Genomic DNA, 16,775 nt, shown 5'->3' with positions numbered 1-16,775 from the left:
CTTATTTGCCTTATGGATTAACAACAGTTTTAAAGGCTAATTGTCCGTCTTTGACTTCATTAATGACGGCGCTACGGATCGCATCTCCATCCTTTAATGTCAGCGTCCCGGTAATACCGGAAAAATCCTTGGTGGCACGGATTTTTTCATTCACGCATACCCGATCTTTAGGATCGCTGCACTGATTCATGGCACTCACAATCATTTTGTAAGCATCACCGGTCATCGCGCCCCAGGTATGAGTAGGCTCTTTATATTTCTCTTCCCATGCCTTGATGAATTTCTCCCCTTCCGGCGTCTGCTCTTTAGCATTCGGCGAGTAGTAATCCGTCGTCATGTAACCTTCCACCGCATCCTGTCCCAGTTTGAAGAATACCGGGTCGGCCGCCAAACCATCGCCGCCGACAACCGGCACTTTCAATCCCAGTTGTTTCGCCTGTACCGCAATCAACGCTCCTTCGGTGTAGTAGATCGGCATATAAATCATGTCGACATTTTTAGCCTTGATGGAGGAAAGTTGAGCTTTGAAGTCTTTGCTGCCGCCTGGCGCCTGAACTTCAATCGGAATGGTGCCGCCGTTTTTGAGGAATTGATTGCGAAAGGCTCTTGCCAGACCGACGGAATAGTCATTACTGCTGTCGAACATAATGGCCGCCGTTTTTGCTCCTAAGTCTCTGGAAGCCAGGTTAGCGCCGACAATGCCTTGAAAACTATCAGAAAAGCAAACACGGCTGACATACTGACGATTGCGGGTTACCCGATCGTTAGTCGCGGTCGGCGATACTAGCGGCGTTTTGGTATCTTCGGCGATTTTGGTCATCGCCAGCGTATTGGTGGAAGTGACTTCGCCGATGACGGCGTCCACTTTATCACTGGAAACCAGACGCTGCATGGCGTTCGCCGCTTCGACCTTATCACTCTTGTCATCAATGATAACCAGTTTGATCGTATCGCCATTCTTCAATGTTGGCTCCATACTGTTCACCAACTCAACGCCTTTTTGAGAAGGCTGCCCATAGCCGCTCAGCGGCCCGCTCAAAGGCAAAACTACGCCAATTTTCACTTCCGCCGCCATCGCGCTCGTGGCACTAAACGCTGAAGAAACCAATGCTGCCGCTAATGTAATTCTGACAAATTTGTTATTCATGATCGCCTCTTTGATAATGAGAGATTCCAATTCCAGTAGTGGAATACAACCGTCCTGCCTGACAATGCGAGTCTGAAAATGCCTCAGGGATATATCCTGCGGGCGGAATTGAAATCAGCAATAAATATGCCAGAACGTAAATTTTATCATTAACTAATTAATAACAAATAAAAAAATGAATTTATCATCAGAGAAGCAATCATAGGGAAAAGAGATAATGAACCAGAATGCACCAATACGTTTCGTCGTTGCTTTTAAAAAGTGCGTGCGCCGTTACAGGCAGTTTCTTTAAGCAAATCAGTATCTGGCTGGAAATAAATCGCGGTTTATTTTTATAGCTATTATAAGGTCAATCTCGCACCTTCTTTTTTATCGTTGGAAACTATTTTTCAGTTATTATTCCTGTGATATCAAATTTCACGATGTTTTATGCTATAAACTTAATAGTCACCGGATGTTTGGATAACGGAGTAGATATGGCGATCTCTATGCGATGTGCAGTGGAAAAAAATAATTTTTCAAACGCTTTTTTTCATGACAATAATTTTACAGTCCATACCCCAACACTTATGATGTGGACCGTTTTCCTTACCGCGCCTGCCAATCCACGATGCTATTTAAATTTTTCAATAATTTCGGATTAAGACGCCTCATTATCCTGCTGGCCATCATGAGCGCGTTGGTCACGCTGGCTAACAGCTTTTATGCCAGTTACCGCGTACAGCGTCAGCTTCTGGTTGATAACACCCTGGAAGCCAACCGGGTGTACGCTACTAAACTGGCCTCCCTGACAGCGATCTTTTTTAAATCCTCGCTACAGCAGTTAACCTACAGCGCCAGTAGGGTTTCGTCACAGATGGATGACAGCGAGAGTCTGAGTAAAGAAGTGGATCGAATTCAGTTACAGACGAACAGTTTCAACTCTGTCGCCATTGTCGATACGCAAGGCGTTATCAAGGCGATCACGCCTGATACTTCTCAACTGATCGAGAAGAAGGTTTCCACGCACGGTTCGCTGGAAGCGTTGCAAAAAAAACAGCCGCTGATCAGTCAGCCTTATATTTCCTCAGCCAATAATTTCATCGTACTGATATCCGCGCCCATTTTTACCCGTGACGGTCGTTACAAAGGGTTTATCGCCGGTTCCATCTATCTGAAAATGCCCAACATTCTTAGTGCATTGCTTGATGAGCATTACTACCGGGACGGCTCCTACATCTATGTCACCGGTCAGGATGGTCAGATTCTCTATCACAAAGATGCCAACCGTATCGGCAAGATGGGGCTCAATCCGCTGAAGCTCAATATCAATCAATCACACGGCGAGAACAACGGCAGCGGACAGACAGTCAATCTCATGGGTAAAAAGATGCTGGCGGGATATGCCTTTGACCCGACATCGCAGTGGACAATCATCGCCTTGCGTCCAACAGCCGCGACATTAAAACCACTGGACAGCCTGATGCTTAATGTATTGCGGTATACATTACCTCTGGCCGTTCTGACGATACTGTGTGTCTGGGTACTTGCCTGGTTAATCGCTAAGCCGCTCTGGTTGCTGGCCCGTAGCGCTAACAAAATGGACGCGTTGAATGTTTCTGACGACATCAGGAAAATTCATTCATGGTATTTCGAAGCCACGCAACTCAAGCAAGCGATGCTGCTGGGCATTGATTTGTTGCAACGTAAGATCGGCAGGCTGCGCACAGAGGCGCACTCGGACCCCATGACCGGCCTGCTTAACCGTAGGGGGCTGGAGAATGTTTTGCGCTATTGGCTATTGGGGCAAAAAAACTTTTCCATCATTTCGCTGGATATTGACTATTTCAAACGGATTAACGATACCCACGGACACGACGTGGGCGATGAAGTGATTAACGCCCTCGCGCAATTGATTCGCGCCGCCTCGCGTGAAGCCGATATTTTATGTCGCAACGGCGGAGAAGAGTTTCTGATACTGTTGCCTGAAACCCCTCTGGAAGTCGCGATCAATATTGCCGAGCGGCTACGGCAACGCGTACAGGAAACCTCTATTCCAATTGTCGGCAACATCACCATTTCCCTTGGCGTGGCGCAATGGTCGCCGAAAGTCAACGCCACCACTATCGAACAGGCGTTTAAAAAAGCGGATCAAGCGCTGTATGAAGCCAAGCAGGGAGGCCGCAACCGGGTGGTCGCCGCGCCAGATAAGGCTTAAATGCTCCAGAACAGTGCACTTCAGCGATAGCTTGTGTGATTTTCCCATCGTTAAGCCGGTAAACGCCTGGACATAACCTGTATAAATAACCATACTTATCTCTATTTTCATCGGTTATTACTACCATTAATACTACCTTCTTAGAATGAAAAGGCCGCTTTCGTGACGCAGACTCGCCAGGGTTTTCTGCTTACCCGCCACTGGCACGATACACCTGCCGGTATACAGGTGGAATTCTGGCTGGCTAGCGATGACGGTCCTGTACTGGCGCGTCTCCCTGTCCAACAGGCGGTGGCGTTCATTCCGGCCTCGCAAGAATCGCTGGCCCGCGGAGTATTAAGCCAGGAGAAGCACTGGCAACTGCGTCCGCTGGCTTTGCAGGATTTCCATCATCAATCACTGCTCGGACTCTATTGCCCTCAGTATCGCCAGTTGCTGCGGTTGGAAAAACGACTGCGGGAAAGTGGCGTTCAGATCTATGAAGCCGATATTCGTCCGCCTGACCGCTTTCTCATGGAACGTTTTATTACCGCGCCAGTGTGGTTCCACGGCGAAACCGCGTTGTCCGGCCTGCTGACGCAGGTTCGCATGAAGCCGAATGCCGACTATCGTCCCAATCTGAAGCTGGTTTCGCTGGATATCGAAACCAACCGTCACGGCGAACTGTATTGCATCGGGCTGGAAGGTTGCGGGCAGCGTCAGGTTTATATGCTCGGTCCGGCGAATGGCAACGCTGTCGATTCGGATGATTTCACGCTGGAATATGTCGCCAGTCGGCCTCAATTGCTGGAAAAATTGAATTACTGGCTGCAACAGCATGATCCCGACGCCATTATCGGCTGGAATCTGGTGCAGTTTGATCTGCGCGTATTACAAAAACACGCCGAGCGTTACCGTATTCCGCTGCGTTTGGGACGCAACGGCAACGAACTGGAATGGCGCGAACACGGTTTCAAACAAGGACACTTCTTTGCTGGCGCCGCGGGCCGGTTGATTATTGATGGCATTGAAGCCCTGAAATCCGCCACCTGGAACTTTGCATCGTTCAGTCTGGAGTTTGTCGCCCAAACATTGCTCGGAGAAGGGAAAGCCATTGATACGCCTTACCAACGCATGGATGAAATCGATCGCCGTTTTGCCGAAGACAAACCCGCCCTCGCCCGCTATAACCTGCAAGACTGCCAACTGGTTACCCGTCTCTTCGCCAAAACCGAATTACTCCCCTTTCTGCTGGAACGCGCCAGCGTGACCGGCCTGGCCGCCGATCGCAGCGGAGGCTCCGTGGCCGCCTTTACCCATCTCTATCTGCCGCGCATGCATCGGGTTGGTTACGTCGCCCCGAATTTGGGTGAGGTCGCGCTGGAGGCCAGCCCCGGCGGGTTTGTCATGGACTCGCGCCCCGGTTTGTACGACTCGGTGCTGGTGCTCGATTATAAAAGTCTGTATCCCTCGATCATCCGCACTTTTCTTATCGATCCGGTGGGGCTTGCCGTCGGGATGCAATACCCGGATGAACAACACGCCGTCGCCGGGTATCGCGGCGCCTGGTTCTCCCGCGATACCCACTGTCTGCCCGCCATTGTCGATCAGATCTGGCAAGGGCGCGAAGCCGCCAAGCGCGCCAACAATAAACCGCTGTCGCAGGCGTTGAAGATCATTATGAATGCTTTTTACGGCGTGCTGGGCGCCAGCGGTTGCCGTTTTTTTGATCCGCGCCTCGCTTCATCCATTACGCTGCGTGGTCACGACATTATGCGCAAAACGCGTGAACTGATTGAAGAACAGGGATATGAGGTCATTTATGGCGATACCGATTCCACCTTCGTCTGGCTTAAACATGCTCACACGGAAGAAGATGCGGCGCAAATTGGCAACACGCTGGTACGGCACGTTAATCACTGGTGGCGGGAGCATTTACAACAAACCCAGCGGTTGACCAGCGCACTGGAACTGGAATTCGAAACCCATTTTTGCCGTTTCCTGATGCCGACCATTCGTGGCGCGGAACAAGGCAGTAAAAAACGCTACGCAGGGATGATCGCCACGCCGCAAGGCGAAAAAATGGTGTTTAAAGGTCTGGAAACGGTGCGCACCGACTGGACGCCGCTGGCCCAACAATTCCAGCAACAACTTTATTTACGCATTTTCCAGCAAAAACCCTATCAGGCATGGCTGCGGGAGTACGTGGTCAAAACCCTCAACGGCGAGTTTGATGACCTGCTGATCTACCGCAAGCGGCTACGCCGTCGTCTTGATGATTATCAACGCAATGTTCCGCCACATGCCCGTGCCGCCAAAATCGCCGATGACTATAACCGACAACAGGGTAGACCGCTGCAATACCAGAACGGCGGCTGGATCAATTACGTCATTACCATCAATGGGCCGGAACCGCTGGAAACCCGGCATTCGCCACTGGATTATCAGCATTATGTCGAGCGTCAGTTACAACCCGTCGCCGATGCGATTCTTCCTTTCCTGCATGACGATTTTGCTACACTGGTTACCGGCCAGATGGGATTATTTTAATTACCGCCCTCCGCCCAGGACGTATGAGCAGGTGACGAATGCGCCGCCTTCCTTTACCATAGCGCCCTTTCTGCAAACACGATGTAACACTCTCCCGACACAGACAAAAATCGAGCTAACAATTTATGCCTTTTACACTTGGTCAACGCTGGATCAGCGATACGGAAAGCGAACTGGGATTAGGTACGGTGGTTGCCGTCGATAAGCGCATGATAACGCTGCTATTTCCGGCCAGCGGTGAAAACCGGCTTTATTCCCGCAGCGATGCGCCCATCACGCGCGTGATATTCAACCCCGGCGATACGGTGACCAGTCACGAAGGCTGGCAGATGAAAGTTGAGGACGTGCGCGAAGCAAAAGGTCTGCTGGTGTACTGTGGTCTGCGTCTGGACAATGAATCACCAACGGAATTACGTGAAGTCCTGCTGGATAGCAAGCTAACCTTCAATAAGCCACAAGATCGGTTATTCGCCGGTCAGATTGACCGGATGGATCGCTTTGCCTTGCGTTATCGCGCCCGCAAACATCAGAATGAACAAGCGCGGCAACAATGGGGAGGTCTGCGCGGCATGCGCGCCAGCCTGATCCCTCACCAGTTGCACATTGCCTACGAAGTGGGGCAGCGCCACGCGCCGCGCGTATTGTTGGCGGATGAAGTCGGTCTGGGGAAAACCATTGAAGCCGGGATGATCATCCACCAGCAGTTGCTTGCCGGCCGAGCGGAAAGAGTATTGATCATTGTGCCGGAAACCCTGCAACATCAGTGGCTGGTAGAGATGCTGCGACGCTTTAATCTACTGTTCTCGCTGTTTGATGATGAACGCTACGCAGAAGCCAAACTGGACAGCAGCAATCCTTTTGAAACTGAGCAGTTGGTTATCTGTTCGCTCGCTTTCGTGCAGCGCGACGCCCAGCGCTTCGAGCAGTTGGTTAATGCCAACTGGGGCCTGCTGGTAGTGGATGAAGCGCACCATCTGGCATGGAGTGAAGATAACCCAAGCTCTGAGTATCAGGCCGTGGAACAGTTGGCCCGCATTATCCCCGCCGTGCTGCTGCTGACCGCCACGCCGGAACAGTTAGGCCAGCAGAGTCACTTTGCCCGTCTGCGTCTGCTCGATCCCAACCGCTTCCACAACTATCAGGAATTCGTTGCCGAACAACTGCAATACCGCCCGGTGGCCGATGCCGTTACCCTGCTGCTGGCGGGAGAAAAGGCGCAAACCGCCGAACTTAACGCATTGGGCGATCTGCTGGGCGAACAGGATATCGAACCACTGCTCAAAGCGATCAACAGCGACAGCGACGACAACCTGCAGGCGCGTCAGGAACTGATCACCATGCTGATGGATCGCCACGGCACCAGCCGCGTGCTGTTCCGGAATACCCGTCAGGGGGTGAAAGGTTTCCCGCAGCGTATTCTGCACCAGATTCGTCTGCCGTTACCGGCACAGTACCAAACCGCGCTCAAAGTCTCCGGCATCATGGGGGCCGGCAAACAGCCCGAAGCCCGCGCGCGCGATATGCTGTACCCAGAGCAGATTTATCAGCAATTAGAAGGCGACGACGCCACCTGGTGGAATTTTGACCCGCGCGTGGAGTGGCTGCTCAATTACCTGACGGCGCATCGTGATGAAAAAGTGTTGGTGATCTGCGCGCAGGCCGCCACCGCCCTGCAACTGGAGCAGGTGCTGCGTACCCGCGAAGCCATCCGTGCCGCGGTTTTCCACGAAGGGCTATCCATCCTTGAACGCGATCGCGCCGCCGCCTATTTCGCCTCCGAGGAAGATGGCGCTCAGGTTCTGATCTGTTCCGAGATCGGTTCCGAAGGGCGTAACTTCCAGTTTGCCAGCCACTTGATCATGTTTGATCTGCCGTTCAACCCGGATCTGCTGGAACAACGGATCGGCCGTCTGGATCGTATTGGTCAGTCGCAGCAGATTCAGATCCTGATCCCGTATCTGGAGAATACCGCGCAAGCCATACTGGTGCGCTGGTATCACGAAGGGCTGGATGCGTTTGAACACACCTGCCCGACCGGACGCACCATCTATGACGCCCACTATACGCAACTGATCGAACGATTGCAGACGCCCGACGAACAACAGGATCTGGATGCGTTCATCCATACCTGTCGACAACAGCATGAGCAATTAAAACAACAACTTGAACAAGGGCGCGACCGCCTGCTGGAAATGCACTCCAACGGCGGCGAACAGGCCCAGATGCTGGCGCAGGACATCGCCGAGCAGGATAATGATGTCAATCTGGTGACATTTGCTCTGAACCTGTTTGATATCGTGGGTATCAATCAGGAAGATCGCAGTGATAACCTGATTGTGCTGACGCCATCCGATCATATGCTGGTGCCGGATTTCCCTGGGTTACCGCAAGACGGCTGCACCATCACGTTTGATCGCGAGCAGGCGCTGTCCCGTGAAGACGCCCAGTTTATCAGTTGGGAACACCCGCTTATCCGTAATGGTCTGGACCTGATTCTGTCCGGCGACATCGGCAGTTGCGCCGTATCGCTGCTGAAAAACAAAGCCCTACCGGTAGGCACGCTGCTGGCTGAACTGATTTATGTGGTGGAAGCGCAAGCACCGAAACATCTGCAACTGACGCGTTTTCTGCCGCCGACCCCGGTTCGTTTGCTGATGGATCGCAAAGGCGTCAACCTCGCCGCACAGGTTGAATTCGAGAGCTTCAACCGGCAGCTAAACGCCGTCAACCGCCATACTTCCAGCAAGCTGGTGAATGCGGTGCAGGCGGATGTCCACGCCATGCTGCAACAGGCCGAATCACTGGTGGAAGAACAAGCGCGTCAGTTGATTACCGATGCGCAACATCAGGCTGATCAACAGTTGCGTCGCGAACTGGAACGCCTGGAAGCGTTGAAAGCCGTCAACCCGAATATTCGTGATGATGAACTGCAAGCATTGGAAACGCAGCGTGAGCAGGTGCTGAACAATTTACATCAGGCAAACTGGCGGTTGGATGCCATTCGTCTGGTGGTGGTCACGCATCAGTAGTCGTATTTATCCTCCCGGCCTGCTCCTTTTCAGCAGGCCGGGGCCGTTAGCGGTAGAGTCTGAAAAAGGCGCGATAGATGGAACCTTACCATCCCCCGACCGAACCCTGGTTACATATTCTGTATCAGGATCAACATATTATGGTGGTGAATAAGCCCAGCGGCTTGCTGTCTGTTCCCGGTCGCGCGCCAGAACACCACGACAGCGTGATAAGTCGTATTCAGGCCGATTATCCTGCGGCGCAGTGCGTACACCGTCTGGATATGGCTACCAGCGGCGTGATTGTCGTGGCGCTGACAAAGGCGGCGGAACGGGAGTTGAAGCGGCAGTTCCGCGAACGGGAACCGAAAAAATCCTATCTGGCCCGCGCGTGGGGATGGATGGAACACGATGAAGGACTGATCGATCTGCCTTTGATTTGTGACTGGCCGAACCGCCCAAAACAGAAAGTCTGTTTTGAACAGGGTAAACCCGCGCAAACCGAATATCAGGTGTTGTCCCGCGATAGCGATAGCACCACCAGAGTCAGGCTGATGCCGATAACAGGCCGTTCCCACCAACTCCGGGTTCATCTGCTGGCGCTCGGCCACCCCATTCTTGGCGATGGTTTTTACGCGCATCCACAAGCCAAAGCGCTGGCGCCGCGCCTGCTACTGCACGCGCAAGAGCTCGCCATCACCCATCCTGAATTCAACACGCCGATGCACTTTCGTTGTGAAGCGGATTTTTGAAGACAAGTTGATTTGAAGACTGGTTGATTGGCTGAGACGCCATGATGAAAAAACAAACGCGGAGAAATAGAAGAGAAAAATTACAGGTAGAAAAATCCAAGACGAGTAAGAAAAAGATAACCTTATCTCACATGATCCTTGCTTTTCAGTAGCTCATAAGCAGCTTGAATATCCTGCGCTTTCCGCTTGGCCATATCCATCATCCGTGGCGATAACCCTTTCGCCACCAGTTTATCGGGATGGTGTTCACTCATCAGTTTGCGATAAGCTCGTTTAATGGTCGCCGCATCGTCGCCGCTACGCACGCCAAGCGTGCGACAGGCGCTCTCCAGCGTTGGTCCGCGCGGCGCCGTAAAAGGGCGCTGACCGCCATAAGAATGTCCGCCTGATGACTGATGACTACGACGCTGATAGGATTTATTACTCTGTTTCGCCCTACCCTGTCTGGACTGACTGGTGGTGCTTTCCATATTGCGCAGAAAAAACTCGAATTGCTCACGAGTCACCCCCAGTTCATCGGCAATCACATACAACACGCGCCTTTCGTTCGGATGCAATACGCCATCGACAAAAGCCACTTGCAATTGAATTTCCAGAAACATCTTAATCAAATCAAAACGGCCAAGGCAGGCATCGCGCAGCTTGCGTAATTTGATGCGCAAAGGGAAATGGCTGGCCTTTCCTTCACGGAATGCCTGCTGAGCCGCACTTCGCGCTTCGCCAAACAGTTCCAGACGATCCATCATTCTGGTCGCAATCTGAATATCGGCTTCCGTTACCCGGCCTTTGGACTTGGTCAGGTGTCCCATTGCCTGAAAAGTCGTGAGGAAGAATAGCGACTGACGGGTGGATTGGGCGGAAAAAAAGTCACGCCGACGCGATGACCTGGCTTTGTCGACCAGATGCCCCATCAGTAATCCCATAATCATTCCCCAGATGCCGCCGCTCGACATAATTCCCAGCGCAAGCCCCAGCAACTTACCCCAATACCGCATATACTCCTCAAATCCTCATGCCGTCGACCAAAAATTGCTTTATCATACCCGTCATTTATCTTTGAACCTAACGGCAGTGCGTATAAAGCTGTGGGGATTTAACACTAGCGCAACGCTGACGAGTGATATAGTCTCTGACCGTTTGCCGGCATGACGCCTCTGATGACGGAACACCTGATACCGCGTATGAAAAAAAGCTTCCCAACCCTGCTGGCCACCCTGATTTGGTCGGCGCTTTATAGCCAGCATGCGCTGGCTGATCTGGCCGCACAGTGCATGCTGGGTGTGCCTACGTACAACAGACCGCTGGTAACGGGCGATCCCAATCAATTGCCAGTCCATATCCAGGCCGATAAAACGGAGGCTAACTACCCCGCTAACGCTCGCTTCATCGGCAATGTCAACATTCAGCAAGGCAACAGGGTTCTGACTGCCGAGCAGGTGCAGCTTAATCAGATTGAGGCGGCGACCCAGGGCGCCGAACCCACCCGTACCGTTACCGCAACGGGCAATGTGCACTATGATGACGATCAGGTCATTTTGAAAGGCCCCAAAGCCTGGTCGAACCTCAACACCAAAGATACTGATGTTTATGACGGCAACTATCAGATGGTTGGTCGTCAGGGTCGCGGTAGCGCCGAAAAAATGAAAATGCGCGACAGCAATCGCTATACCATTTTGGAAAACGGCTCCTTTACCTCTTGTCTGCCGGGCGATGATAGCTGGAGCGTCGTCGGTTCGGAAGTCATTCAGGACAGAGAAGAACAGATTGCGGAAATCTGGAACGCGCGCGTCAAAATCGGCAACGTTCCCGTGTTCTACAGCCCCTACCTGCAATTACCGATTGGCGACAAACGCCGCTCAGGTTTCCTGATCCCGAATGCCAAATTCGGCAGCAACAACGGCTTTGAATTACTGACGCCATACTACTGGAATATCGCGCCAAACTTTGATGCGACGATCACACCCCACCTGCAAACCAAGCGCGGTATGCAGTGGCAAAACGAGTTCCGCTATCTCACCGCGCCGGGTCTCGGCGCTTTTCAGTTCGACTGGCTGCCCAGCGACAATGAATACGCCAAAGTCGCGCCGCAGGACGATAACGCCACACGCTGGCTGTTCCATTGGGGCCACAGCGGTGTGATGGATCAGGTGTGGCGGTTTAACGCCGATTACACCAAGGTCAGCGACGATCGCTACTTTACCGACCTGGACTCGCAGTACGGCTCAACCACGGATGGCTATGTCACCCAGAAATTCAGCGCGGGCTACGCGAATGAAAACTGGAACGCCACGCTGTCCACCAAACAATTCCAGGTATTTTCCAACGTCAACAGCCGCGACGTCTACCGCGCCGAACCGCAATTCGACATCAATTATTATCAGAACGATATCGGCCCGGTTGATCTGCATCTTTATGGTCAGGCGGTAAAATTTACCAACATTAACGAGAACCGTCCTGAAGCGACGCGTCTGCATATTGAACCCGCGCTCAACCTGCCGCTAGCCAATCGCTGGGGTAGCCTGTCGACGGAGGCGCGTCTACTTGCGACACATTATCAGCAGAATAATCTGGATCGTTACCGTGCCGATACCAGCATCAGCGATACCAATAAAAACGCGCTGAAAGATTCGGTCAACCGCGTCATGCCGCAGTACAAGGTCGATGGCAAACTGGTGTTCGAACGTGAGATGGACTGGTCGCAAGGCTATACCCAGACGCTGGAGCCGCGGGCGCAATATCTGTACGTGCCTTACCGGAATCAAAGCGATATCCATACTTATGATTCGACGCTGCTGCAAGCCGACTATTCCGGTCTGTTCCGTGAACGAACCTACAGCGGCCTGGATCGTATCGCGTCAGCCAATCAACTGGCGACCGGGGTAACGTCGCGTATTTATGATGATGAACTGGTGGAACGTTTTAATGCTTCCATAGGTCAAATCTATTACTTTGACCGTCCGCGCACGGGCGACAACAATACCGTGCTCGATCAAAGTAAAGACAACGGCAGCCTGGTATGGGCAGGTGACAGCTACCTGAAAATCGATGATAACTGGGGGCTGCGCGGCGGCTTGCAGTACGATAACCGTCTGAGCGAAGTCGCGTTGGGCGATGCCGTGCTGGAATACCGCAGAGATGCCGAGCGCCTGGTGCAATTGAATTATCGCTACGCCAGCCCAGAGTACATTCAGGCGATGCTGCCCAGTGTACAGAACCCTGGCTTCCAACAAGGCATTTCGCAAATAGGCCTGACAGCCAGTTGGCCGATTGTCGATCGTTGGGCCGTTGTCGGCGCGTATTATTACGATACCAAAGCCAATCAGCCTGCCAGCCAGATGGTTGGCGTGCAATATAATACCTGTTGCTGGGCGGTCAGCGTCGGTTATGAACGTAAAATCACCGACTGGAACTCGGCCAGCCGCAGCAGTGAATATGACAATAGAGTATCGTTTAATATCGAATTACGTGGTTTAAGCAATAATTACAGCCTCGGTTCTGAGAAGATGCTGCGTTCCGGTATTTTGCCTTACCAGCGCGCCTTCGAATGACAGCCGTACAGCGCGTATGCGTCGGTATGAATGCGACAGACCGGTTGTATCAATGAAACTTTTAACCCGCCTTGCGGATGAGATAATGGGAAAAGTATGAATAACTGGAGAACGCTTATTCTCGGAGTGGCGCTGAGTGCCTCTACCGCGTTCGCAGCACCACAGGTGGTAGATAAAGTCGCGGCGGTAGTGGATAACAGCGTCGTGTTGGAAAGCGACGTCAACAGCCTCTTTCAGTCGGTGAAGTTGAATGCTCAACAGGCAGGACAACAACTGCCGGATGACGCGACATTGCGCCATCAAATCACCGAACGTCTGATCATGGATAACATCATTTTGCAAATGGCGCAGCGCATGGGGATCCAGGTTACGGATGAACAGTTGGAGCGGTCTATCGCCAACATTGCGGCGCAGAACCGGCTGACGGTTGATCAGTTAAAAAGCCAGTTGGCTTACGAAGGACTGAACTACAACACGTACCGCAACCAGATCCGCAAAGAGATGCTGATTGCGGAAGTCCGCAATAATGAAGTTCGCCGTCGCGTCACGGTTTTACCGCAGGAAGTCGATACGCTGGCTAAGCAGATTGCCAACCAGACCGGTGTGGACGATGAATTAAACCTGAGCCATATCCTCCTTCCTCTGCCGGAAAACCCCAGCCAGCAGCAGGTGGATGAAGCGGAAACGCTGGCTGACTCACTGGTAAAACAACTCAATGAAGGCGCTGACTTCGGCAAACTGGCGATCACCTACTCCGCTGACTCCCAGGCGCTGCAAGGCGGACAAATGGGATGGGGCAAGTTGCAGGAAATCCCGACGCTGTTTGCAGACAGACTGACTCAGGCGCGGAAAGGGCAGATTGTCGGCCCGATCCGCTCTGGCGTGGGTTTCCATATTCTACGGGTTAACGATATTCGCGGCAGCAATAAAACCGTGTCGGTCACGGAAATGCACGCTCGTCATATCCTGCTGAGACCGTCGGTGGTGATGAACGACAGCCAGGCCAGAGCCAGGCTGGAAGAGGTAGCGCAGCAGATCAAGAGCGGCACGACGGACTTCGCCAGCCAAGCTAAACAGCTTTCACAGGATCCCGGTTCCGCCAATCAGGGCGGCGATCTCGGCTGGGCATCGCCGGATATGTACGATCCCGCGTTTCGTGATGCATTGTTGAAGCTGCAAAAAGGTGAAATCAGTCAACCGGTACACTCCGCTTTCGGCTGGCATTTGATCCAGTTGCTGGATACCCGCCAGGTTGATAAAACCGATGCGGCCCAGAAGGAACAGGCATACCGTATGATCTTTAATCGTAAATTCGCCGAAGAAGCGCAAACCTGGATGCAGGAGCAGCGCGCCGCAGCCTACGTGAAAATCATCAATGGCGCAAACTGATGCAGACTGAGCGCGGCATCCCACGCATCGTAATCACTCCCGGCGAACCCGCCGGGATTGGTCCCGATTTGGTCATTGCCCTGGCGCAACAGTCATGGCCGGTTGAATTGGTGGTGTGCGCAGATCCCGACCTGTTGTTAAGCCGCGCGCGACAATTGAGTTTGCCGCTTACTTTGCAGCACTACCAGCCGGAACAATCTGCTAAAGGACAACCCGCGGGAAGTTTAACCATCCTGCCGATTACCACACCGGCAACAGCGATTCCAGGCCAGCTTAATGTCAACCACAGCGCCTACGTTATCAAGACGCTGGCGCGGGCATGCGATGGTTGTCTGAGCGGCGAATTTGCGGCGCTGGTTACCGGGCCGGTGCATAAAGGCATTATTAACGATGCCGGCATAGCCTTCAGCGGTCATACCGAATTTTTCGCCGAACGCAGTGCTTGTAAGCGGGTTGTCATGATGCTGGCGACGGAAGAATTACGGGTCGCGCTGGCGACAACCCACCTGCCGTTATCTGAAGTGTCAGGGGCGATTACCCGGCAAAGTCTGCATGAAGTCATCACTATTTTGCATCACGACCTGCAAGCCAGGTTTGGGCTGGCTCAGCCGCGGATTTACGTATGCGGCCTGAATCCACATGCCGGTGAAGGCGGTCACATGGGCCGTGAAGAACTGGATATCATTACGCCCGCGTTGGACGAACTGCGCCGACAAGGTATGACGCTCATTGGCCCGCTGCCCGCGGACACGCTCTTCCAGCCAAAGTATCTGCAACATGCGGATGCGGTGCTGGCGATGTATCACGATCAGGGCCTGCCGGTGCTGAAATATCAGGGCTTTGGCCGCGCGGTCAATATTACGCTGGGGCTGCCGTTTATCCGCACCTCGGTCGATCATGGCACGGCGTTGGAGCTTGCCGCCACGGGCCGCGCCGATCACGGTAGCTTTACCACGGCATTAAATCTTGCCATCAAAATGATAAAACATATTAATGAATAATCGAGTACACCAAGGTCACTTCGCCCGTAAACGCTTTGGGCAAAACTTTTTAAGCGATCATTTCGTGATCGACAGTATTGTTTCCGCCATTTATCCGCAGCGCGGAGAGGCCATCGTGGAGATCGGCCCCGGTCTTGGCGCGTTAACGACCCCGGTTGGCGAACGTATCGATCATTTTACGGTGATCGAACTGGATCGGGATCTGGCGGCCCGGCTGGAAACGCATCCGACGCTGCAAGATAAGCTGACCATTATTCAGCAGGACGCGATGACGATCGATTTTTCAGATCTGGCGGAGCAAGCCGGACAACCGCTGCGCGTATTCGGCAATTTACCGTATAATATTTCTACGCCATTGATGTTCCATCTGTTCCGTTATACTCAGTCTATCCGCGACATGCATTTTATGTTGCAGAAAGAAGTGGTTAACCGTCTGGTTGCCGGACCAAACAATAAGGCTTATGGTCGTCTGAGCGTGATGGCGCAATATTACTGTCAGATTATCCCGGTGCTGGAAGTCCCGCCTAGCGCGTTCAAGCCAGCCCCCAAAGTGGATTCTGCCGTGGTGCGTCTGGTGCCTCATGCCGAGGTTCCCTATCCGGTAAAAGATATTCGCGTATTAAGCCGGATCACGACAGAAGCCTTTAACCAGCGCCGTAAAACACTGCGCAACAGTCTGGGCAATCTCTTTACCCCGGAACAGTTGACTGAACTGGGTGTTGATCCGGGCAGTCGGGCAGAAAATGTTACTGTCGAGCAATATTGTCGGTTGGCTAACTGGTTGACCGGGCATCCTGCCACACAGGAATAACTGGAGTCGTTGTGATGATTAATGCGCCCCGTGTTTGTGTACAGGTTCAAAGTTTCTACGTCGAGTCACAGTCACAACCGGATGAAGAGCGTTTTGTCTTTGCCTATACGATCACTGTCCGCAATCTGGGACGGCATCCGGTGCGTTTGCTTGGCCGCTACTGGCTCATTACCAATGCCAATGGGCGTCAAACGGAAGTACAGGGCGAGGGCGTGGTCGGTGAACAACCGCTGATCCCCCCCGGCGAGGAATTTCAGTATACCAGCGGCACCGTGCTGGAAACTCCGCTGGGAACAATGGAAGGCCACTACCAAATGGTCGATCATCAAGGCGACACATTCCAGGTCAGCATCCCCGTATTTCGTCTGGCAATCTCTTCACTGATACATTAAT

General features: G+C 52.8%; 11 protein-coding genes. 9 read left to right on the top strand and 2 right to left on the bottom strand.

Annotation, left to right across the window (positions count from 1 at the left end; genetic code table 11):
- Window positions 1–10 precede the first annotated feature (10 nt).
- The gene (locus tag NC856_RS05865) at window positions 11–1,147 is read right to left on the bottom strand and encodes an ABC transporter substrate-binding protein (RefSeq protein ID WP_264089498.1); all 1,137 of its coding nucleotides are present in this window, start codon (window positions 1,145–1,147) and stop codon (window positions 11–13) included.
- Window positions 1,148–1,757: 610 nt separating this feature from the next.
- Between NC856_RS05865 and NC856_RS05860 the strand changes: the two genes are divergently transcribed.
- From NC856_RS05860 to rluA, 4 genes are all read left to right on the top strand, one after another.
- On the top strand, window positions 1,758–3,344 hold the full coding sequence (locus NC856_RS05860) for a sensor domain-containing diguanylate cyclase (RefSeq protein WP_264089497.1): 1,587 nt from the start codon (window positions 1,758–1,760) through the stop codon (window positions 3,342–3,344).
- A gap of 162 nt (window positions 3,345–3,506) precedes the next feature.
- A complete protein-coding gene (locus tag NC856_RS05855; RefSeq protein WP_264089496.1) occupies window positions 3,507–5,873 on the top strand; it encodes a DNA polymerase II in 2,367 nt (788 codons plus the stop codon).
- 125 nt (window positions 5,874–5,998) lie between these two features.
- Window positions 5,999–8,902 (top strand): RNA polymerase-associated protein RapA, encoded by a 2,904-nt coding sequence (rapA, locus tag NC856_RS05850; protein WP_264089495.1) that lies wholly within the window; start codon window positions 5,999–6,001, stop codon window positions 8,900–8,902.
- A gap of 77 nt (window positions 8,903–8,979) precedes the next feature.
- Entirely contained in the window at window positions 8,980–9,633 is a 654-nt protein-coding gene (rluA, locus tag NC856_RS05845; protein ID WP_264089494.1) for a bifunctional tRNA pseudouridine(32) synthase/23S rRNA pseudouridine(746) synthase RluA, read from the top strand.
- A 122-nt stretch (window positions 9,634–9,755) separates the two neighbouring features.
- Here rluA and djlA read toward each other — a convergent pair whose 3' ends face one another.
- Window positions 9,756–10,628, bottom strand: a complete 873-nt coding sequence (djlA, locus tag NC856_RS05840; RefSeq protein ID WP_264089493.1) for a co-chaperone DjlA — start codon at window positions 10,626–10,628, stop codon at window positions 9,756–9,758.
- Window positions 10,629–10,778: 150 nt separating this feature from the next.
- Here djlA and lptD point away from each other — a divergent pair, with 150 nt between their 5' ends.
- The 5 genes from lptD (at window position 10,779) to apaG (ending at window position 16,774) form a co-directional block, all read left to right on the top strand.
- Window positions 10,779–13,181 (top strand): LPS assembly protein LptD, encoded by a 2,403-nt coding sequence (gene lptD, locus NC856_RS05835; RefSeq protein ID WP_264089492.1) that lies wholly within the window; start codon window positions 10,779–10,781, stop codon window positions 13,179–13,181.
- A 96-nt stretch (window positions 13,182–13,277) separates the two neighbouring features.
- Window positions 13,278–14,570, top strand: coding sequence for a peptidylprolyl isomerase SurA (gene surA, locus NC856_RS05830; protein WP_264089491.1), 1,293 nt, complete (start codon window positions 13,278–13,280; stop codon window positions 14,568–14,570).
- The gene (pdxA, locus tag NC856_RS05825; protein ID WP_264089490.1) at window positions 14,570–15,571 is read left to right on the top strand and encodes a 4-hydroxythreonine-4-phosphate dehydrogenase PdxA; all 1,002 of its coding nucleotides are present in this window, start codon (window positions 14,570–14,572) and stop codon (window positions 15,569–15,571) included. Before surA ends, pdxA begins: the two co-directional genes overlap by 1 nt.
- Window positions 15,564–16,382 carry a 16S rRNA (adenine(1518)-N(6)/adenine(1519)-N(6))-dimethyltransferase RsmA gene (gene rsmA, locus NC856_RS05820; protein WP_264089489.1) on the top strand — a complete coding sequence of 273 codons (819 nt, stop codon included), beginning with the start codon at window positions 15,564–15,566 and terminating at the stop codon, window positions 16,380–16,382. The genes pdxA and rsmA overlap by 8 nt, the downstream gene beginning before the upstream one ends.
- Window positions 16,383–16,396: 14 nt before the next feature.
- Window positions 16,397–16,774, top strand: a complete 378-nt coding sequence (gene apaG, locus NC856_RS05815; protein ID WP_264089488.1) for a Co2+/Mg2+ efflux protein ApaG — start codon at window positions 16,397–16,399, stop codon at window positions 16,772–16,774.
- The last annotated feature ends 1 nt before the right edge of the window (window position 16,775 follow it).

Origin of the sequence: Brenneria izbisi (genome assembly GCF_025840185.1) — a bacterium.
Classification (GTDB): domain Bacteria; phylum Pseudomonadota; class Gammaproteobacteria; order Enterobacterales; family Enterobacteriaceae; genus Brenneria; species Brenneria izbisi.
Note: the sequence above shows the minus strand (reverse complement) of the source record. Positions and strands in the feature narration are given on the sequence as shown.

Excerpts from the sequence above, each read along its gene's own strand:
- NC856_RS05865 (WP_264089498.1), bottom strand. The coding sequence starts at position 1,147 with ATGAATAACAAATTTGTCAGAATTACATTAGCGGCAGCATTGGTTTCT.
- NC856_RS05860 (WP_264089497.1), top strand. The coding sequence starts at position 1,758 with ATGCTATTTAAATTTTTCAATAATTTCGGATTAAGACGCCTCATTATC.
- rapA (WP_264089495.1), top strand. The coding sequence starts at position 5,999 with ATGCCTTTTACACTTGGTCAACGCTGGATCAGCGATACGGAAAGCGAA.
- rluA (WP_264089494.1), top strand. The coding sequence starts at position 8,980 with ATGGAACCTTACCATCCCCCGACCGAACCCTGGTTACATATTCTGTAT.
- djlA (WP_264089493.1), bottom strand. The coding sequence starts at position 10,628 with ATGCGGTATTGGGGTAAGTTGCTGGGGCTTGCGCTGGGAATTATGTCG.
- lptD (WP_264089492.1), top strand. The coding sequence starts at position 10,779 with ATGACGCCTCTGATGACGGAACACCTGATACCGCGTATGAAAAAAAGC.
- surA (WP_264089491.1), top strand. The coding sequence starts at position 13,278 with ATGAATAACTGGAGAACGCTTATTCTCGGAGTGGCGCTGAGTGCCTCT.
- pdxA (WP_264089490.1), top strand. The coding sequence starts at position 14,570 with ATGCAGACTGAGCGCGGCATCCCACGCATCGTAATCACTCCCGGCGAA.
- rsmA (WP_264089489.1), top strand. The coding sequence starts at position 15,564 with ATGAATAATCGAGTACACCAAGGTCACTTCGCCCGTAAACGCTTTGGG.
- apaG (WP_264089488.1), top strand. The coding sequence starts at position 16,397 with ATGATTAATGCGCCCCGTGTTTGTGTACAGGTTCAAAGTTTCTACGTC.